Here is a 16,308-nt window from a genome sequence, read left to right on the forward strand (position 1 = left end):
GCGCTGGCAATTTTACTCATCTATGATGTCGAAGTCATCTTCTTCGGTCGAAGGCTTGCTGCGCCTTTGTAGCTTCGGCGCACCTGCCTTCTTCTTTCCTAGAGCGTAGTCCGCCATGGAGGGAGACGGATGGCCGGGAAACCCTTCCTCGAAGCCCTGCACCATCTCCTTGTAGTTGAGGCCCAATGCGGACATCTTGCAAAGCTCGCGCCCATCGGTCCCGTCCTTGAGCACGAGGCCGCCACCCTTGGGCGCCACTTCGAGACCCCGTTCTTTGAAGCTGTCGATAAATTCGCCCCACGACCGACTTTCGTTGTAGATGCGCTGCGCAAGCGCAGCGAGCGCATCCGCATCATCCGGCGTGACGGCTTTCGCAAGCTGCCCGCCCCGGATCTCCGTCCAGCCTGCCGGATTGGCCCGAGAGACGACACTTTCGACAGCTGTGTCGGGCAACGTTGCGACAGAAGGTACTTGTCCCGGTGGGGCAAAAACAAGTTCGGGAAGGACGGTCTCCCAAGCATCTCGACGCGCGTAGTGCGCATATTTCTCGTCACCATCCGACTTGCGCCACTGGACCACAGCTCCAACTGCACCCGAAAGCAGGATCTGCCCCGGCGGATGCTCCCATGACTTCGACATGCGTCCTACGAGGCGGCCATGCCGGTCCAGCAACTCCCAGTTGGAGGCTCGGTGGTCCAGGTGCAACGGGTCACCCACCCGGCATTCCTGGATTGCACGGTGAACCTCGTGCCGATCTCCCTGGCGACCGGCATATGACAGGTCGGCATGCTTTAGGTTCGGCAGATGGTAGACCCTCGAAGATAGTCCTCCAGCCGGGAAATGCGGCTCGACCTGTCTCTCAACGACGCAGGGAGTGCCGGGCTTCAGGAACGCATGCTCGCCCGACGCCATAACGATCAGGCCCTTTTGGGCACGCGTCATCGCGACGTAGAAAAGTCGGCGCGGAGCATCACGGTCTTCGTTCTTCGATGCCCGGTCCCAACCGCCATCCAGAATAGCCACATGATCGAACTCAAGCCCCTTGGCCCGGTGCGCTGTCAGCAGGAGCAGCCCGCGTTGCTCGCCCCGTGTCTCACGGGACCATTCGGCCAGCCATTCGACGATATCGGGCACAGGCATAGTCTTTGTCTTCAGCTCTCTCGCCAGCTCGGCGATACCTTCTGCCAACAGGTCGACCCACTTGTTGCCTGATTGCTCGTTGAGGAGATCGATGATGTCGGCAACGCCCAGAAGCTCTCCCTGTCGCCGACGCAGACTTGCCACGAGCGCCTGTGTCTCGCGCAGCCGCCAGATGTTTGGCAGGTCCTGATTGGCCATTTCGACCATGATACCCTGCTTTTCAGCATAGGTCCGGACAGCGCCAAGCCTCTTCCAGTCACGAGAGATGATGGCGGTACGGGCCCAGGACCACTCCGGATCCAACTTCGACAGCCGCACCATCTCGTCGACGGCAGCGATCGCCTGTGGCACATCGCCGGAGGGGACATTCAGAAGCTGGACCCGGCCCTGTCCAACCCCATCCACCTTTGCGAGGACGCCCCCCTCAGGATCACGCCTGCGATCTGCGTTGATCCTGATCTCATGACCAACCTTCATCCGATCCGGCGCCGCCGAAATCACCGCATTGGCCGCCGCAATGATGTGGTTGGTGGAACGATAGTTCTCGACCAGGAACGCCGGCCGCGCCTTGTAGTCTTCTTCGAACTGGCGGATGAACCCGACGGAGGCGCCATTGAACGCATAGATGTTCTGATCGTCGTCCCCGACGGCGAACAGGCTGAGCTTCAGGTCGGCATCCTCGAGAGATCTGCCAGCGACTGCCGAGATAAGCTGATACTCTTCCGGCCCGATGTCCTGATACTCGTCCACGAGGATCCAGCGATAGCCTTGGATCAAGGTCTCCCTCTGCGCTTCGGCTTCGGATTTCGGCAGCCCTTCGCCCTCGAGCTGGCGCACCGCCTCCATTACGATGCCATCGAAATCTTCGGTCTCGGCCCGCTGACCCACAAAACTGGCCCCAACAAGCTTCATCGCCAGCGCATGACAGGTAGAGACGGTGACACCAATGGCATCGTCGCCGACCAGCGACCGCAGCCGCACGCGGATTTCGGCCGCTGCGTGCCGGTTGTAGGCGAGAACCAGAATGCCTCGCGGATCCTCGCGTTTCATACGCAGCAGATAGGCGATCCGATGGACAAGCACCCGCGTCTTGCCTGACCCCGGGCCCGCCAGGACCAGAACATTCGTCCGGTCCCGGTCATCCGTCACGATATCCTGCTGGACCTTGTTGCCCAGCTTCTCGACGATCGCCTCCCAGGAGGCGCTGGTGGTCTGCCGTCGGACCTCGCGGCCCATGCCAGGCATCCACCGTTTCATGAACTGCTCCTTGTTGAGCAGGAAGTAGTCCTCCGACAGGCGTGACGCATCGCTCATCGCCCGCAGCCCGGTTTCGGCATAGGTCGCCATGACATGGGTCTGGAGTGTCTGCTCGCCGTAGTGGTCTTCCAACGGCGCGAAATGCGCCTGAGTGAACTGCCCCCCTGCCGGATCGAGATAGACCGTCATGGCAGAGCGGAACACCGTAAGCCCCTTTCCGAGCGTCACCACGCCCTGCTCATGCAGCCACATAAGCGCCCGCTCCATGAGCTTGGTCATGTCACCAATGCCACTGGTCTTCAGGAAGGCATCCTGATTCAGCTGTGCCAGCAGGTCGCCGACCGTCGTCTCGACCTGAAGATCCTTGCCCCGCACACCCTTGTCGAGCCGGCCTGTCAGATAGGTCAGGAGCAGCTCGGCCGCTTGCCACCGCAAGTTTGCCGTTGCCCGAACTGTTTTCCAGGGTCGCACCAGAGTGACCATCAGCGTATTGCGACTGACCCTCCGCAGAGAGATGTTCCCGCGACCGCCGTCTTGGCTTCGGCCATCCTGGGCGATCCCCCGCACCAGCCTGTCGACCGCATCGGGCCTGACATCCGGGTGGTTCTTGTCGCGCAAACGCTGACAGGTTTCAGAAAGGTTCAGCGGAACCGGGGTTCGGTCATCCATGTCCGGCGCCAGCTCCTGCATGAGTGCGATAAGATCGCCCTCCAGCGCAGAAGCCTGAGCCAGTCTCTGTGCTGAGGAACTGGCTACACCAACGTGGACAAAAACCGTCATCGCAACGTCGTTGCGCGCGATACCAAGCGTTTCCAGCGTCGACATGGCCTTTGGCAGCGCACCGGGTGATATCCCCGCCACACCGCAAAGCTCATCGGTCGACACGCCTTCATCAGCCGGGGCGGAGACCAGATGCGCCACGATGGCCAGAAGTTGGTTGCGATGCGCTCGCGTCAGGTCTGCCCCGGCCAACCGCTGCTTCGCCTCATCCACGGACCGCACCCTGAGGGAGGACGGGAACACCTGCACCCGGTTCTCTTCCCGCGATACAAGATGTGCTTCCTCCAGCCAGGACACAGCGGTCTTGACGCGAGTGTCGTCCGTGGTGCTGTCGCGTTCGAACTCCTGGTCCTTCTCGGACCGGACGATCTCACCAGATGTCGCGACGACCTTTCCAGTTTTCTTCGTCCGCTCGTCGATCCGACGCAGCGCCTTGAGGATTGCGCCGATTTCATGCCGGGCGAGGCGCGAACTGGCTGTCAGCCGGAACTGCCGTTCCACATCATCAGCCGCGAACAACAGGACGCAATGGGCGTCCTCCCGGTCCCGTCCGGCGCGCCCGGCCTCCTGAAGGTAGTTCTCCAAAGACCCCGGGATATCGGCGTGGACGACCAAGCGGATGTCGGGCTTGTCGATCCCCATCCCGAAGGCATTGGTCGCGGCGATCACGCGCAGCTCGCCCACCCGGAACTGTTCCTGCACGACCTGCTTGTCTTCCGCGCTCATCCCGGCATGGAAATGCGCCGCATCCACACCCTGAGACTTCAGGAACTCGGCCACCCGCTCGGTTTCCTTGCGCGAAGAACAATAAACCACCGCCCCAGAACGCCCCTCGGCGGGAAGCAGTGCGTCGAGGACGTTCATCACATCCGACAATTTGGATGTCTTGTTCGTCAGTCGCACTTCAAACGCCAGGTTTGTCCGCGAGGCGCCCCCGTCAAGCGACAACAGCTCGACCCCGGCCTTGGACTGGAAGTGTTCGATGATATCCGCAACCACCTCGGGCTTTGCGGTCGCGGTGAGGCAGAGCACAGGCGCGGGTGGTTGATCCCCCGAGAATTCTCTGATGAAGCGGCCGAGGTAGCGATAATCCGGCCGGAAATCATGCCCCCATTTCGACACGCAGTGCGCCTCGTCAATCGCCCAAAGCCCCACTTCGCGCTGCGCCAGCACACTACGGATCGAGGTGCTGCGAAGCTGCTCAGGAGAGATGATGAGGATCCCGGTGTCGCCCATCCGGACCTTGTCGAGCGCATCCTGACGTTCCGGCATGGACATCATGCCATTGATCGTGACCGAGCAGGAGATCCCGGCACGCTCCATCCCCTGAACCTGATCCGCCATCAAAGCGACCAGGGGAGAAATCACCACCGTCAGCGCACCGATCTTGTCGAACCGCGACAGCGCCGGCACCTGGTAGCACAGCGACTTGCCCGTCCCTGTCGGCAGGATCCCCAGCAGGCTGTTGCCGGACATGGCCTCATCGACGATGCGTTCCTGCAGCGGGCGTCCCTCCGGGTCGACCGGCTTGGGGCGGAAGCTGGGGAACCCGAACCACCTTTCCAAGGCGCGCACCGGGTCGTTCTGCTCGGCGCACCAGTTGCAGGCCGGATCCTTGCAGGACGTGTCCCGCAGGTGCCTGACGATCAGAGATGCCTCGCGGAACTGCGCCCTCACCCAGGGAGGCATGACGGAGTCGCCGCCTGCCACCGTAATCCAAGAGAGGGCATAGGCCATCGGCCAACCGTTCTGAGGGCTACTGAGGCGTCGCAACGTCTGTTCGACACGCAACCCGCAAGCTCGCCCGTCGAGCAACCGGGTGATCCCGGCAGCAGCCTCGTCATAGCTTGGGCAACTCTTGCCGCGCAGGTAGGAAAACAGGGCATCAAAGCCGCCGGCGCGTTCCATGCGCGTGGTCAGATAATGGTAGACAACCAGCGCGTCGGGCGCGTCCTCCGCCAGCTTTGCAAAAGCATCCAGCTGATTGGCGAGCACCTCGAAAACAAGGCGCGCGTCCAGCTCAGGATCATTCACGTGCCCGGTAGCAAGGCGCCCGTCGTGGTAGTGCTTCACGAGGTGGTGGTATGGGTTCCGCGGGAAGGCGAGTGGGTTCAACCACAGGGTATCGATTGGTGCCTGAATGATCTGGCCAAGACGGGGCCGTTTCGCGATCAGATGTTCGAGGTCGTGCTTCAGGAAGTTATGACCAATCGGATGCGCCACATCACCGACCTGCGCTTCGAGCTGATCGAGGAACTCTTCGGAAATCCCTTCCCACGACTTTAGCACCGGCCGTTCATCACCGCGCACGGCCGCTATACCAAAGATCTTTGCCCTGGAAGGATCGACCTCGAGATCGATTGACAGGCACCGGGACAAAAGTTGGTTGTGACGCATTTCCATAGGCTTATGAGTAACGATGAGAAAGCGCCGAACAAAGCCCCTTGATTTCGTAGTGGGGCCCGAAGGCAATGACGTGCCTGATGCGACGGGCAGTGGCGCGACCGCCCGATCGCTCTTCCTCACTCACTGGCAATAGATCGCCATCCAATGCACTCCGAAAGGTATGAACGCGCATCCGCTGACAATCTGGCAATCCCCGCGTACCGCGCCAAATCGAGAACGGGATCCTCGCTCCTGCTCAGCTCGGACACATGGCGATCATAAAGCTCCGCAATCTCCGTCCGGGAAATATCCCGGATAGACCGATCCAGTCCCGACCGGAAACCGACCCTGTCGGCTTTCGTACCCACCGCCCAAAGGAAATCGACACCATTCTCGGGATGCAGCTCAACCAGACCAAGCGCCCTGGACACCTGCTCGGAGATCCGCCTCCCCGTCCGTTGCCAGCCATGCATCCCGGAGACCCGCTTGCCCAGCAAGGCAATCGGCATGGGCCCTTCGCGCTCGACCACGCCCGCGATCAGGCGCTCAAGGACCGGAATGTAGTCCGCATCGTAGAACCTTTCGGGATCGGGATTGGCTTCGCTCGAACCAGTTTCTCCCACCTCCGGCCTAGCAGCTGACGGCGCTGCACGGGCAAACTGTGCCTCCTGCCGGACAGGCTCTGACGGTGCGATGTCTCCTTCAACGCCAACCTCCACGATCGGCAGTTCGACCTCAGCGGCCTCTGCTTCCTCGGCCTCATGTGAGACCGCGATCTCATCGGCATCTTCCGCCAGCATGGCGTCGCGTGCCGCGTATTCTTCGACCCGCTCGGCGCGATCCGCCTCGAGGTGCTCCGTCAGCGCGGTGTGGATGCGTTCGACCACAGCCGCAGGATTGCGGAACCAGTCGGTCGACCAGATCCGGAAGATCGTCCAGCCAAGGTTTTCGAGCACCGCTTGCCGCACCTTGTCCCGGTCCCGCGCCGTGGCGGAGCCGTGATAAGTCGCCCCGTCACACTCGATCCCGGCAAGGTAGACGCCCGCGTGATCCGGATGCACGACGCCCAGGTCGATGCGGAAGCCCGACACCCCGATCTGCGGACGCAGCTCCCAGCCCTTCGCCTCGATGGCTGCCTTTATCGCTGCCTCAAAGACGTTTTCGACAGGCCCAAGAGACCCATCGTCCTGCGCCGGAAGTGCCACAGGACCACGTGCTGCAAAATCGAGGAAGCCCTTCAGGTGCTTCACCCCGATGGCCTTGGTGCGCGTCAGATCGATCTGATCGGCCCGGATCGAAGCAAATACGTGCAACTCCGCCCGAGCGCGCGTCACCGCCACGTTCAGGCGCTTCTCGCCGCCGTCTCCGTTCAGAGCACCGAAGGCCATCGAAAGCTTGCCTGCATGGTCAGGGCCAAAGGTGATCGAGAACAGCATTACGTCCCGCTCGTCCCCCTGGATGTTTTCCAGGTTCTTGACAATGACCGGCTCTTCCCGTGCATCCTCGAAGAACCATTCTAGATCTGGGTTCTTCCGCCGCTCCTCATCCAGCAAGTCGAGGATCAGACCCTGCTGCTCGGCGTTGAAGGTGATGACACCAAGTGTCAGCCGCTCATCTTCAGGCCAAGTCAGCCATTCGTTCAGGCGGCGTACCGTCATGCGCACGATGGCGCGGGCTTCGGCCTCGTTGGTTCGCCCTTGGCCCCGCGCATAGACGCCATCTACTTGATGCAGCCTCACCGCTTCCGACGCCGTTGCCGGAGACGGGAAGGTCACCAGGCGGCCGCCGTAGTAGTGCCAGTTGGAAAAGGCGATGAGCGCCTCGTCCCGGCTGCGATAGTGCCAATCGAGCTGCTGCGTCGGGATGCCTGCCGCGGCGACCTCGTCCAGGATGGACGCCAGATCCCGCTCTGCTTCAGGCAGCTCGTCCTCACCGGCGTCGCTGCGCCCGAAGAAGTTCGTCGGGGGAAGCTGCTTTGGGTCGCCGACGATGATCGCCTGCTTGCCCCGCGCGATCGCACCGATCGCGTCCCAGGTGGTGATCTGCGACGCCTCGTCGAAGATCACCACGTCGAAGGCCGCTTGCCCCGCAGGGAGGTACTGCGCCACCGAAAGCGGGGACATCAGCACGCAGGGGGCCAGCTTGGTGAAGGCATCGGGCATTTCCGAGATCAGCTCCCGGATCGGCATGCTGGGCCGCTGCAGCCCAAGCTGATGCCGCAGCGTGCCAAGTTCAGACCGGCGCGCAACAGCATCCTGGGCTGGCAAGCCATGCTGAATGCGAGACAGGACCTGCCCGGCCGCCATGTCCGTTGCGCGGTCGTCCAACTCCCGGAAGCGCTTGATCGCGTCCTCGTGCGACCAGTGGGAGAACCCCCGCAATTCAGGCTGCGCATCCATGGCCTGCGGCAACCACCAGGCCGCATAGGCCGAGGCGAAGGCTGCATCGACATCGCCCTCGATTTGGCCTTCTTCGACTGCATGGACGAGGGGCTCAAGCCCTGCGCCACTGGCTTGTGTGCGGACTTCGACCCACCGGGTCCAATCCTGCAGGTGCTCCTTGTTGTCCTGGATGGCCTGCAAGGCTGCGAGCAGATCCGACAGGGCCATCCCCTCGGGCGAGGTATGCGCCACCTGCGCGAAGGCCCCGGCATGCTCCTGCCAGCTTTCATGCTTGCGCTGGAAGAGCGTGATCGCGTTCCGCAGGTCACCGCCGCTCCGCTGGGCAAGGCTCTGGCGGGCGAGATCCCAACGGGCCGGATCGGCGACCGTGGGCGCGATATCGGCGAGTATCGTTTTCATGGCCCGCGCCTGGTCCATCCAGCCAGCCAGGCGTGCCGGATCCGTTTCCACGCCCTTGACCACCGGACACCCGTTGAGCGGGGTTGTCTCAACCTCGGCTCGGGCGCGCTTGGCGTCCGCCAGCGCGGCGATATCGGATTGGGGATCGGCCTTTCCGCCCTCCGCATAGGTCTGCAGGAGCTTGCGCACCGAGGATTTGGCAAAGATCGAGAACGGCCACATCTTCGTCTGTGCGAGTCGCCAGTTGGCATCAAGCTGATCCAGCGGAATGCTTTCAAGCCGCGCCATCGGATAGCTGGCAGAGGTGCGACCGGCTGCGACGGTGTAGGCAGCGAGCTTGTCCGTCAGCATCTCTGCCTGCGCCTTCATCTCGACGACATCCCGCGTCAGCGACCAGCTTACATCCTCGCCCGTCTCAGGGATCGACGACAGGAGTAGCAGCGGCGCGACCTCAGACGCCTCGCCAGCGCCGGCCCAGGTCAGCCCGGCATGGCGAGCGAGCGCCTCGGCCGCCTCTGCCAGCTCACGGGTGGCCGTGCCTAGCTTCGCGCCTCGTTCCAGAAGTTCCGCCTGCCAGCCGAAGGACCACTCATCCGCCTGTACCAGCGGCAGCGGCTTGCGGCCCGCGATGATCTCCTGGCACCGGCCAAGGGCTTCGGCCAGCTTCCGCAGATGCATGTAGCTTTCCGCATCATGCGCGTCTTTGTTCGCGAAGCCCAGGCTGAACGGCTGTTCCTGACCGGCAGCCTTGCCGATTGCTTGGAAGACACTGAAGCCTTGCATGCCCTTCTTGTGCAGCGCCGTGACATAGGTGTTCAGCTGTTCGCGGGTGACCGTCAAATCATCCGTCACCTTGATCCAGTCGGCCTGCGACGCGCTGGCCGCCCGCGCCCAGCTGCGGCCCAACTGAGACAGCACCGATTTCCGGTCGGCCTTGTTGGAATGCAGCTCCAACACCGCATCGCCAAGCCCATGTGACGCAAGCCGCCGCTGCACCACGTCCAGCGCCGCCGATTTCTCGGCGACGAAGAGAACCGTCTTCTGCATGGCGAGGCATTGCGAGATGATATTGGCGATAGTCTGGCTCTTGCCGGTGCCCGGCGGCCCGATCAGGACGAAGTCATGCCCCTCCTGCGCGGCCAGAACGGCGGCAAGTTGCGAGGAGTCAGCGGGCAGCGGCGTGAATAGGTCGCGCGGCGCCAGCCTGCGGTCCACATCGACCGCAACCGGCAGACCCGGCGTCCCTTCGGCCAGGAAAGGCTCGGTCGGGTTGTCCACCAGATGCTTCACCAGCGCGCTCTCGCGCAGGCTGTCGGTCCGCTCTACCAGGTCCTTCCACATCAGGAACTTTGCAAAGGAGAAGGTCGAAAGCGCAAGCTCCTCTACCACCTCGAATCCAGCAACATCGCGCACCTTGCGGCGCATGATCTCGAAGATGCGTGGCAGGTCGAAACCGCTGTCGTCCCGGGGAAGATCGCCCTCCAACTCGGGCACCTTCAGGTCAAAGTCCCGCTTGAGAAACTCCAGCAGCGTGGTGTTAAAGCGCACGTCGTCCTCGTGATGCTCGATCACGAACTCCGATTGCGCCGACTTGCGCGAGATCTTCACCGGCACCAGCAGCAGTGGCGCGCGGTAGCTGCGCGTGTCCCCTTCGGACTTCTTCCAGCGCAGGAAGCCAGCGGCCAGGAACAGGGTGTTCGTGCCCCCTTCCTGCATGTCGCTTTTGGCGCGCCGGTGCAGCTCGAGCAGCCGGCGCTCGCTTTCCTTGCGGGTCAGCGGGACCGCAATCTGGCCCTTTGCGAAGGCATCCTTCGCGACTTCATCAAGGACTTTGGGTTCTTCCTTCGCCAGAAGGTCGCGCGTGCCGACCGGATCCTCGTCCTTCAACGCCAGCGCGCGGAACTTCTTGCCGTCGGCCAACTGATCCTCCAGTGCCGAGACATCAGGGCACAGGAAGGGGAGCGTCTGCTTGCTGTCCTTGAAGTTCAGCAACCGGTTGCGCAGCGACAGGTCCAGAAGCTTGCGTTGCCAGCGAGAGATCCGGTCCGCTGGCGTCGAGGCCTCATCCTCGATCAGTTCGCCCGGCAGCAGGCCCAGATCCAGCGGGCGCGGCAGGGCTGCCGGACTTGCAATGACGTCTTCCGCCTCGGCCTCCAGCTCGGAGCGGTGGCTGGCAAGCGGGCGAATCCGGGCCGCCCGGGCACGCCGGATGTCGACCGCCATGACAAAGCTGTGCTCATTGCGCTCGGATGTCAGCTCGCGCGCCGTATCAACCGCCTGCTCGAACCCGACGCTGGGCTTCTTCGTCAGCAAGGTGGTCTCCATGACCACGAACTCACGCGCATCGATGGCCTTCCGGACCGTCATGACGTCGGGCTCGCTGATGGTCCCGAAATCCCGGTCCGTCAGCCAGACCCCGGTCCAGGCATGCCCTTCGGAGAAGAGCACAACGGGGTTGAGGCCAGCAGCCTCGAAGCAGCCGGCCAGCAGAAGAGCACTATCCAGGCAGGTGGCCAGTCCTTCAGACTTGATGCGGCCGGGGTCGCGCACCTTCTGGCCGCGCAACTCGAAACTTGCCCGAGGTACTGCGTAGGTAAGCCCCATGCCGGTCGCGGCCGACCAGATCGCCCCGGCCAGCATCCATGTACGGGACGGGTCGCGGGTCTGGTAGCCATCCATGGCACCGCTCTGTCCGGCACCCTCCAGTAGTCGGCTGGCCTCCTTTAGGACACTAGCGATAACCGTGTCATTGGGAGAGACGAAGGCCGCAAGCAGATGCGCCATGTCGCCGACACCACCCCATTCGTCTCGGGCCAGCATCTCGATCGGGCGCTGCTCGTGCAGCAGCTCCGTCTCGCCGTGCTTTACAACGAACTGCAGCTCTCCCCACTCTGCCTCGTTGAGACCGCCCAGGATCACCGTGTCCAGGGGCGTTTCCAGGTCGCGCAGCTCTTGTCGTTGCCCCGGCGCCAGCCGATCCACCGTCCAGTTTTTCGGGCGGATCAGACCGGGACTGCAAGCCAGTTCGAGAGTGATATTCTCCAGCGGCTCATCTGAAAGGTTCTGCAACACGACACTTTTCAGAACCGAGACACCGTTCTGGGACGATGCAAAGTTTACTTTTTGAGCGACGGACAGCTCCAGAACGAGCTGGTCACGCGACTCTTCCCCAACCGTATCAAACGACATTCTTACGCTACCTGGCCCTTTAATCCCCAAACTACTCAGGCATAGAGGTATTTGACTGTCAATTGCACGGCTGAATCCCTTGAGCCTCAGAGGTCAACTCCTCACTGCCGCGCCCCACCAAGTTTGCGAAAAAGAAATTTCTAGGCCCACAAGTCGAGCAAATTCAAGTCTTTGAGGAGGCCGCATCAAATGCGAAAAAATTATATAGCAAAATCAGCGGCTTGAAGTCATTACCGTGATGAGGCAGGTAATGTCTGACTGAAGAGGCTAGCGCGCCAGCGCACCCTCGATCAGCTGCGTCCTGGCCTGCCTTCCCTGTGGGTCAAAACTCGTACGAACTCATCGGAGGCGATTTTGCCCGGCCCCACCGTTATCGAAATCCCGGACAATGGGGGAACGGTCGCAGTAATAGCCGACCTGCATCTCCGGTCCCATTTCTGGCTGGGCAGCAACCCACTCCAATTCTATGGCCTGCAAGATCGGCTGCTCCAGGAAAACGTTGACGCCTTGATCGTCGCGGGTGACCTGTCCGACACCTTTGGCCCGTCTCTGCAGGACGCGCTCACATACCTGACCCGCTATGTACCGGCCGATCGCATCTACGTCGTCCCCGGCAACCACGACTACTATTCTGGGCGGCTGGACGACGAGAACCGGCTCCGTGACCTGGTTCACGCCAGCGGGAGTTGGTTCGCGCAGAAGACCGAACTCCGCCACCGCAGCGACCGGTTTCTCTGCGCCACGTTATGGACGAACTTTGACTTACTGGGGGATCAGGAGGCTGCCAAGAGCTTCACACGCCGGTTCATGCGCGACTTCGACATGATCTCCATCGAAGCGCCTGGTCATGAGTTGCTTGACCCGGACGAGGTGCTGCCGCGCCGCATTGTCCCGATCACACCTGAAGACATGATCGCCGTGCATAGGGAACACCGCGCTTGGCTGGAAGAACGACTGGCGACCCCACATTTCGCCGGCAATGGCAGGACCTTTGTCGTCACGCACCACGGCCCGCACCCCTCCGCCGCAGGCCCAATCGATGGTCTCACACCAGCCTTCCACTCAAACCTGACCGAAGTCCTCGAGCGGAGCGACATCGACACCTGGTTCTTCGGACATTCGCACCGGCGGCTGTCCTGCACAGTCGCAGGGACACGTATCCAGAATGTTTCAATCGGCTATCCGGACGAAGATCACGGTGACGACGAGGATGACCTGGCGGAGGTCTGCTTCATTGCGGCGGCGCTGAACACGCAGTCCTCGAATGAGGTTAGGGAACTGCCGGACGACCGACAGGCACTTGAGCAGGACTTCGAGCACGCGCTTCGGAGCAGCGAAACCGGCGTTCCTGTTCTGGTGGACAAGCTCTCCCCCTCAACGCGCACCTTTCTGCGCCGCGCGTTGAGGGGTTGCGCCTGCCCTGTCGTGCCGGAAGGAGACGCGTACTACGCAACCGATGTCATCGTCGCGCTCGGCCGGACACGGCCAGGTTCTGAATGATGCCGTTTGATGCGATCATTTCGATCTCGGGGATGCTGGCCTGCCTTGCTGGCCTTGTTCATGTCGTCATCGCCTACCGGCGGACGTCGCGCTCGGCTGAACCTGATCCGGAGCGTGTGAAGCGCTTTGTCGAAAGCGCCCCGCCGATCCCGGGCCACCTGCTTTACGCTCATCAGGATCAATGCCCCGAAGCGAGGCCCTCTCGCGCGCAAGAGGCCGAGCCTGCTGAGGAAGACTCAAAAGACCACGAGGCGCCGCGTTGACCACACCACTCCCCCTCGCGCCCGACCTCCTGGATCGGGAAACTGCCTTCTCCTTCGTATCGCGCCTCGCCGCGATGAACGGCGTCGATACTGCGGGCTTCTGCACCGACATGGGACTGTCCTTCAGCCAGGTGATCGACGGCAAGCCCGAAGCCTTGGCCCGTCTGGCAGATCTCAGCGCGACTGATGTCGAGGAGCTGCGGCGTTGGTCGCCGCGCTACCTGGGGAACCGGGAGCATGAGTTCCGCGGCAATCGCCTTCATGCCAAGGCCATCAAGGAAAGCACCGTCCGGGGCTGCCCTGCCTGTCTGCGGGAGGATGCGGAAGCCGCCCCAGACAGTTTTGAAGGCGACATGTACATCAGGGGCCACTGGCTCTTCCGGCCTGTGACACTCTGCCTGAAGCATCACCATCCTCTCGTTCCGCTATGGGCCGAGGCCAATGTCAGCCGGCGCTACGACGCTGCCGCTCGCTTGGCCGAGATCGCGCCCGGCGTATGGGCCGGAAAACTGGACAAGGAGCTTCGCGCCCCCAACCCGTTCGATGAATGGATCGAGGCGCGCCTTGCGGGCACCCCCACGGAGAGCTGGCTCGATCAGTTCGACCTCTACGCCGCAGCACATTTCTGCGAGTTGCTCGGCCGCGCCATCTGGGCGGTCAGATACCCGAAGTGGAAGAAGTTCGGCCCGGAACGTGCCTGGATGTCCTTCGAGATGGGCTTCCGCTTCGCGACCGAAGGCGAAGCGACGGTCCGCGACACCCTGATGCAACTGCAGGAGACCATTGGCGAGCCGACCGACGGCCCCAAGAAGAAGTACGGCGCGCTCTATGACCGGCTCGCGTTCGACCTCCTGGGCGAGGCCTACGCTCCCTTCCGGGAGCTTCTCCGCGACCACATCGCAAGCACCTGGCCACTAGGTCCGGGCGACGATCTCATGGGAGAGCCTGTGCTGGAGCGAAAGGTCCACTCGGTCCGGACCGCCGCGCGCGAGCTTGGCATGGATCCCCGGCGCCTGCGGAAGCTGCTGGTCGATGTCGATCTCGTCCGGCCCGCCGAGACCGGCCGCGATGACCAGTGGGAGCTGTTCGATGCCAAGGCGGCGCAGCCGCATCTCGACCGGATCAACACCCTGGTGTCCGCAAAGGACTTCCAGGAAGCATTGAACATGTCCCGCTCGCAGTTCGAACTTTTGCGAAAAGAGGGCCATTTCCCGCCCGCGATCGACGGTGGAGATCACAAGCCACTCTGGGACATCCGTGCCGCGCACCTGCATCTGGAAAGCCTGCTGACCGGTGCCGAGCCGATCTACGTGAACATGCACGGCTGGGATGACATCCCGACGACCGCGCAAAGCCTGAAGGTCTCCCCAGGCATGGTCCTGAAACTGCTCGAGGGCGGCAGGGTTCAGCGGATCGGTCGGCACACCAAGCGTGATGGCTACGCCAGCATCGTGGTCACGAAAGGTGAGATCGAGCGCCTTCTGGATCGCCCCGAGGCGCCGGGTCTCAGTATCGATGTCTTCGCCCGCCAGTGCGGTCTGACACGCTCCGCCGCCATGCGGCTGGTGCGCGAAGGGCATATCCCGTCCACGGAAGGCCGACACCCCAAGACCAATGCGCGGCAGCGCTTCCTGGCACCAGGCGACCTCGCCGCTTTCCATGAGCGGTTCGTGACCCTGCGCGGCCTGGCCGTCGAGCTTGGCATGCCCTGGCAGGCGCTCCGGCCCAAGCTGGCGGCTGCGGGGATCGAGCCCTTCAGTCCAGACGGGCAGGACTACGGCGCGGTTTTCGAGCGCGATGTCGCTATCGCAGCTGACCTTCCCTCCACGAAACCAAGAAGCCAACAAAACAAGGAGAAAGACGGGGAATGAAATACCTCATCACGACATATGACCGCCATGATGTGACGGATCATGCCAACTACTGCGAAGCTCATCAGATCCCATGCATTTACGCGCTGGTTCTGGGCGAAAAATGCACTGTCTTCGTTCACTGCGAAAAACTTACTGGCCCCCGGAGCCAAGCCATCAAAGCCCATGAGGCCGAGTTTGCGGAATTTATCACTCGTCTCCGCAACACCTACGGGGAGCCCGCTTGGATTCAAGAAACCCTGCCAATGTCGTTCTGGTATCACGACCTGCCTGCTTCAGCTGCGGAGGACGTGGCGGAAGAGACATATGAGTTCTTGAGAACGATCCTGGCTCCGTTCGACGACAAGTAGGTGACGAGCGGCTTCGCCACGCTAGGCATACCACTTGCGAGACAGACCAGGCCACTTGGCCAGCGTTGCGGTCGAGCTGTAACGGGATCCCCCAAAGCCCTCGGTCACCCCGCTTCACGGCATAACGAGCGCACACCCCGATGCAGTCTTTGCATCGAGCTTCGTCCCTGGCCGGCGGTGTCACGCCCCACATATCGCACTCCCGAAATCGAACTATGGAGAAGACGCGCATGGACTATTCACCTGACGACTGGGTGATCCTGAAAGTTTCGTTTGCGACGCGGGACAGAGCTTTCACTCAGCTCAGAGTGTTGGGTGGCTGGCGCGGGGGGTATCTCGACGGGGATGCGTGGCGCATAAACTCCGGCATCCAAGCCATTGATGCGGATGACGTCGAATACCGCTTCCTTGGTCGATCAGGTTCCGTCTATCTATGCCATCGCGGCGGATATCGTATGTCACGCATCATGGCCTCTGGCCTGGAAGAGCTGAAGCGCCAGCCGACCGTTGTCGATGCAGAGGTTCTGGAGGACCGGGATTGGCTTGAACCAGGGCTCCTTGAAGCACTTCTCTCGACTGCGGCTGGCGATGCAGCGGCGAAGTGACCTCGCCTCGAGACCTTCGCGAATAAGAGAGGGGCTGCGTGATGCGCAGGTGCGGGGCCTCAGCCGGAAGCGCCGCTGCTTTCGGCCCTCGGACGAAGCCGCTCGCGCGGCAATGGCGCGTGTGGCTGGGGTGTGGGACTGATCGCCACCCTGTGCATTTGGGAATG

The 16,308-nt window shown here is 62.4% G+C and carries 7 protein-coding genes; 5 read left to right on the forward strand and 2 right to left on the reverse strand.

Going from position 1 to position 16,308, the window contains the following annotated elements:
• Positions 1 to 12 precede the first annotated feature (12 nt).
• Together G0D83_RS20945 and G0D83_RS20950 are read right to left on the reverse strand one after the other, a co-directional pair.
• On the reverse strand, positions 13 to 5,580 hold the full coding sequence (locus G0D83_RS20945; protein ID WP_164196645.1) for a RecQ family ATP-dependent DNA helicase: 5,568 nt from the start codon (positions 5,578 to 5,580) through the stop codon (positions 13 to 15).
• A gap of 119 nt (positions 5,581 to 5,699) precedes the next feature.
• A complete protein-coding gene (locus tag G0D83_RS20950) occupies positions 5,700 to 11,552 on the reverse strand; it encodes a DUF3320 domain-containing protein (protein ID WP_164196646.1) in 5,853 nt (1,950 codons plus the stop codon).
• 354 nt (positions 11,553 to 11,906) lie between these two features.
• Between G0D83_RS20950 and G0D83_RS20955 the strand changes: the two genes are divergently transcribed.
• From G0D83_RS20955 to G0D83_RS20975, 5 genes are all read left to right on the forward strand, one after another.
• The gene (locus tag G0D83_RS20955) at positions 11,907 to 13,052 is read left to right on the forward strand and encodes a metallophosphoesterase (protein ID WP_164196647.1); all 1,146 of its coding nucleotides are present in this window, start codon (positions 11,907 to 11,909) and stop codon (positions 13,050 to 13,052) included.
• Positions 13,052 to 13,315, forward strand: a complete 264-nt coding sequence (locus tag G0D83_RS20960) for a hypothetical protein (RefSeq protein WP_164196648.1) — start codon at positions 13,052 to 13,054, stop codon at positions 13,313 to 13,315. The genes G0D83_RS20955 and G0D83_RS20960 overlap by 1 nt, the downstream gene beginning before the upstream one ends.
• Positions 13,312 to 15,186 carry a TniQ family protein gene (locus G0D83_RS20965; protein WP_164196649.1) on the forward strand — a complete coding sequence of 625 codons (1,875 nt, stop codon included), beginning with the start codon at positions 13,312 to 13,314 and terminating at the stop codon, positions 15,184 to 15,186. Before G0D83_RS20960 ends, G0D83_RS20965 begins: the two co-directional genes overlap by 4 nt.
• Complete coding sequence (locus G0D83_RS20970) at positions 15,183 to 15,536, forward strand: hypothetical protein (RefSeq protein WP_164196650.1); 354 nt, start codon at positions 15,183 to 15,185, stop codon at positions 15,534 to 15,536. The genes G0D83_RS20965 and G0D83_RS20970 overlap by 4 nt, the downstream gene beginning before the upstream one ends.
• Positions 15,537 to 15,766: 230 nt before the next feature.
• Positions 15,767 to 16,141, forward strand: coding sequence for a hypothetical protein (locus tag G0D83_RS20975; RefSeq protein WP_164196651.1), 375 nt, complete (start codon positions 15,767 to 15,769; stop codon positions 16,139 to 16,141).
• The last annotated feature ends 167 nt before the right edge of the window (positions 16,142 to 16,308 follow it).

Origin of the sequence: Salipiger sp. PrR003, assembly GCF_010500785.1 — a bacterium.
GTDB classification, from domain to species: Bacteria; Pseudomonadota; Alphaproteobacteria; order Rhodobacterales; family Rhodobacteraceae; genus Salipiger; species Salipiger pacificus_A.

Coding starts and splice junctions, on each gene's coding strand:
- G0D83_RS20970 (WP_164196650.1), top strand. CDS start 15,183: ATGAAATACCTCATCACGACATATGACCGCCATGATGTGACGGATCAT.
- G0D83_RS20950 (WP_164196646.1), bottom strand. CDS start 11,552: ATGTCGTTTGATACGGTTGGGGAAGAGTCGCGTGACCAGCTCGTTCTG.
- G0D83_RS20960 (WP_164196648.1), top strand. CDS start 13,052: ATGCCGTTTGATGCGATCATTTCGATCTCGGGGATGCTGGCCTGCCTT.
- G0D83_RS20975 (WP_164196651.1), top strand. CDS start 15,767: ATGGACTATTCACCTGACGACTGGGTGATCCTGAAAGTTTCGTTTGCG.
- G0D83_RS20945 (WP_164196645.1), bottom strand. CDS start 5,580: ATGGAAATGCGTCACAACCAACTTTTGTCCCGGTGCCTGTCAATCGAT.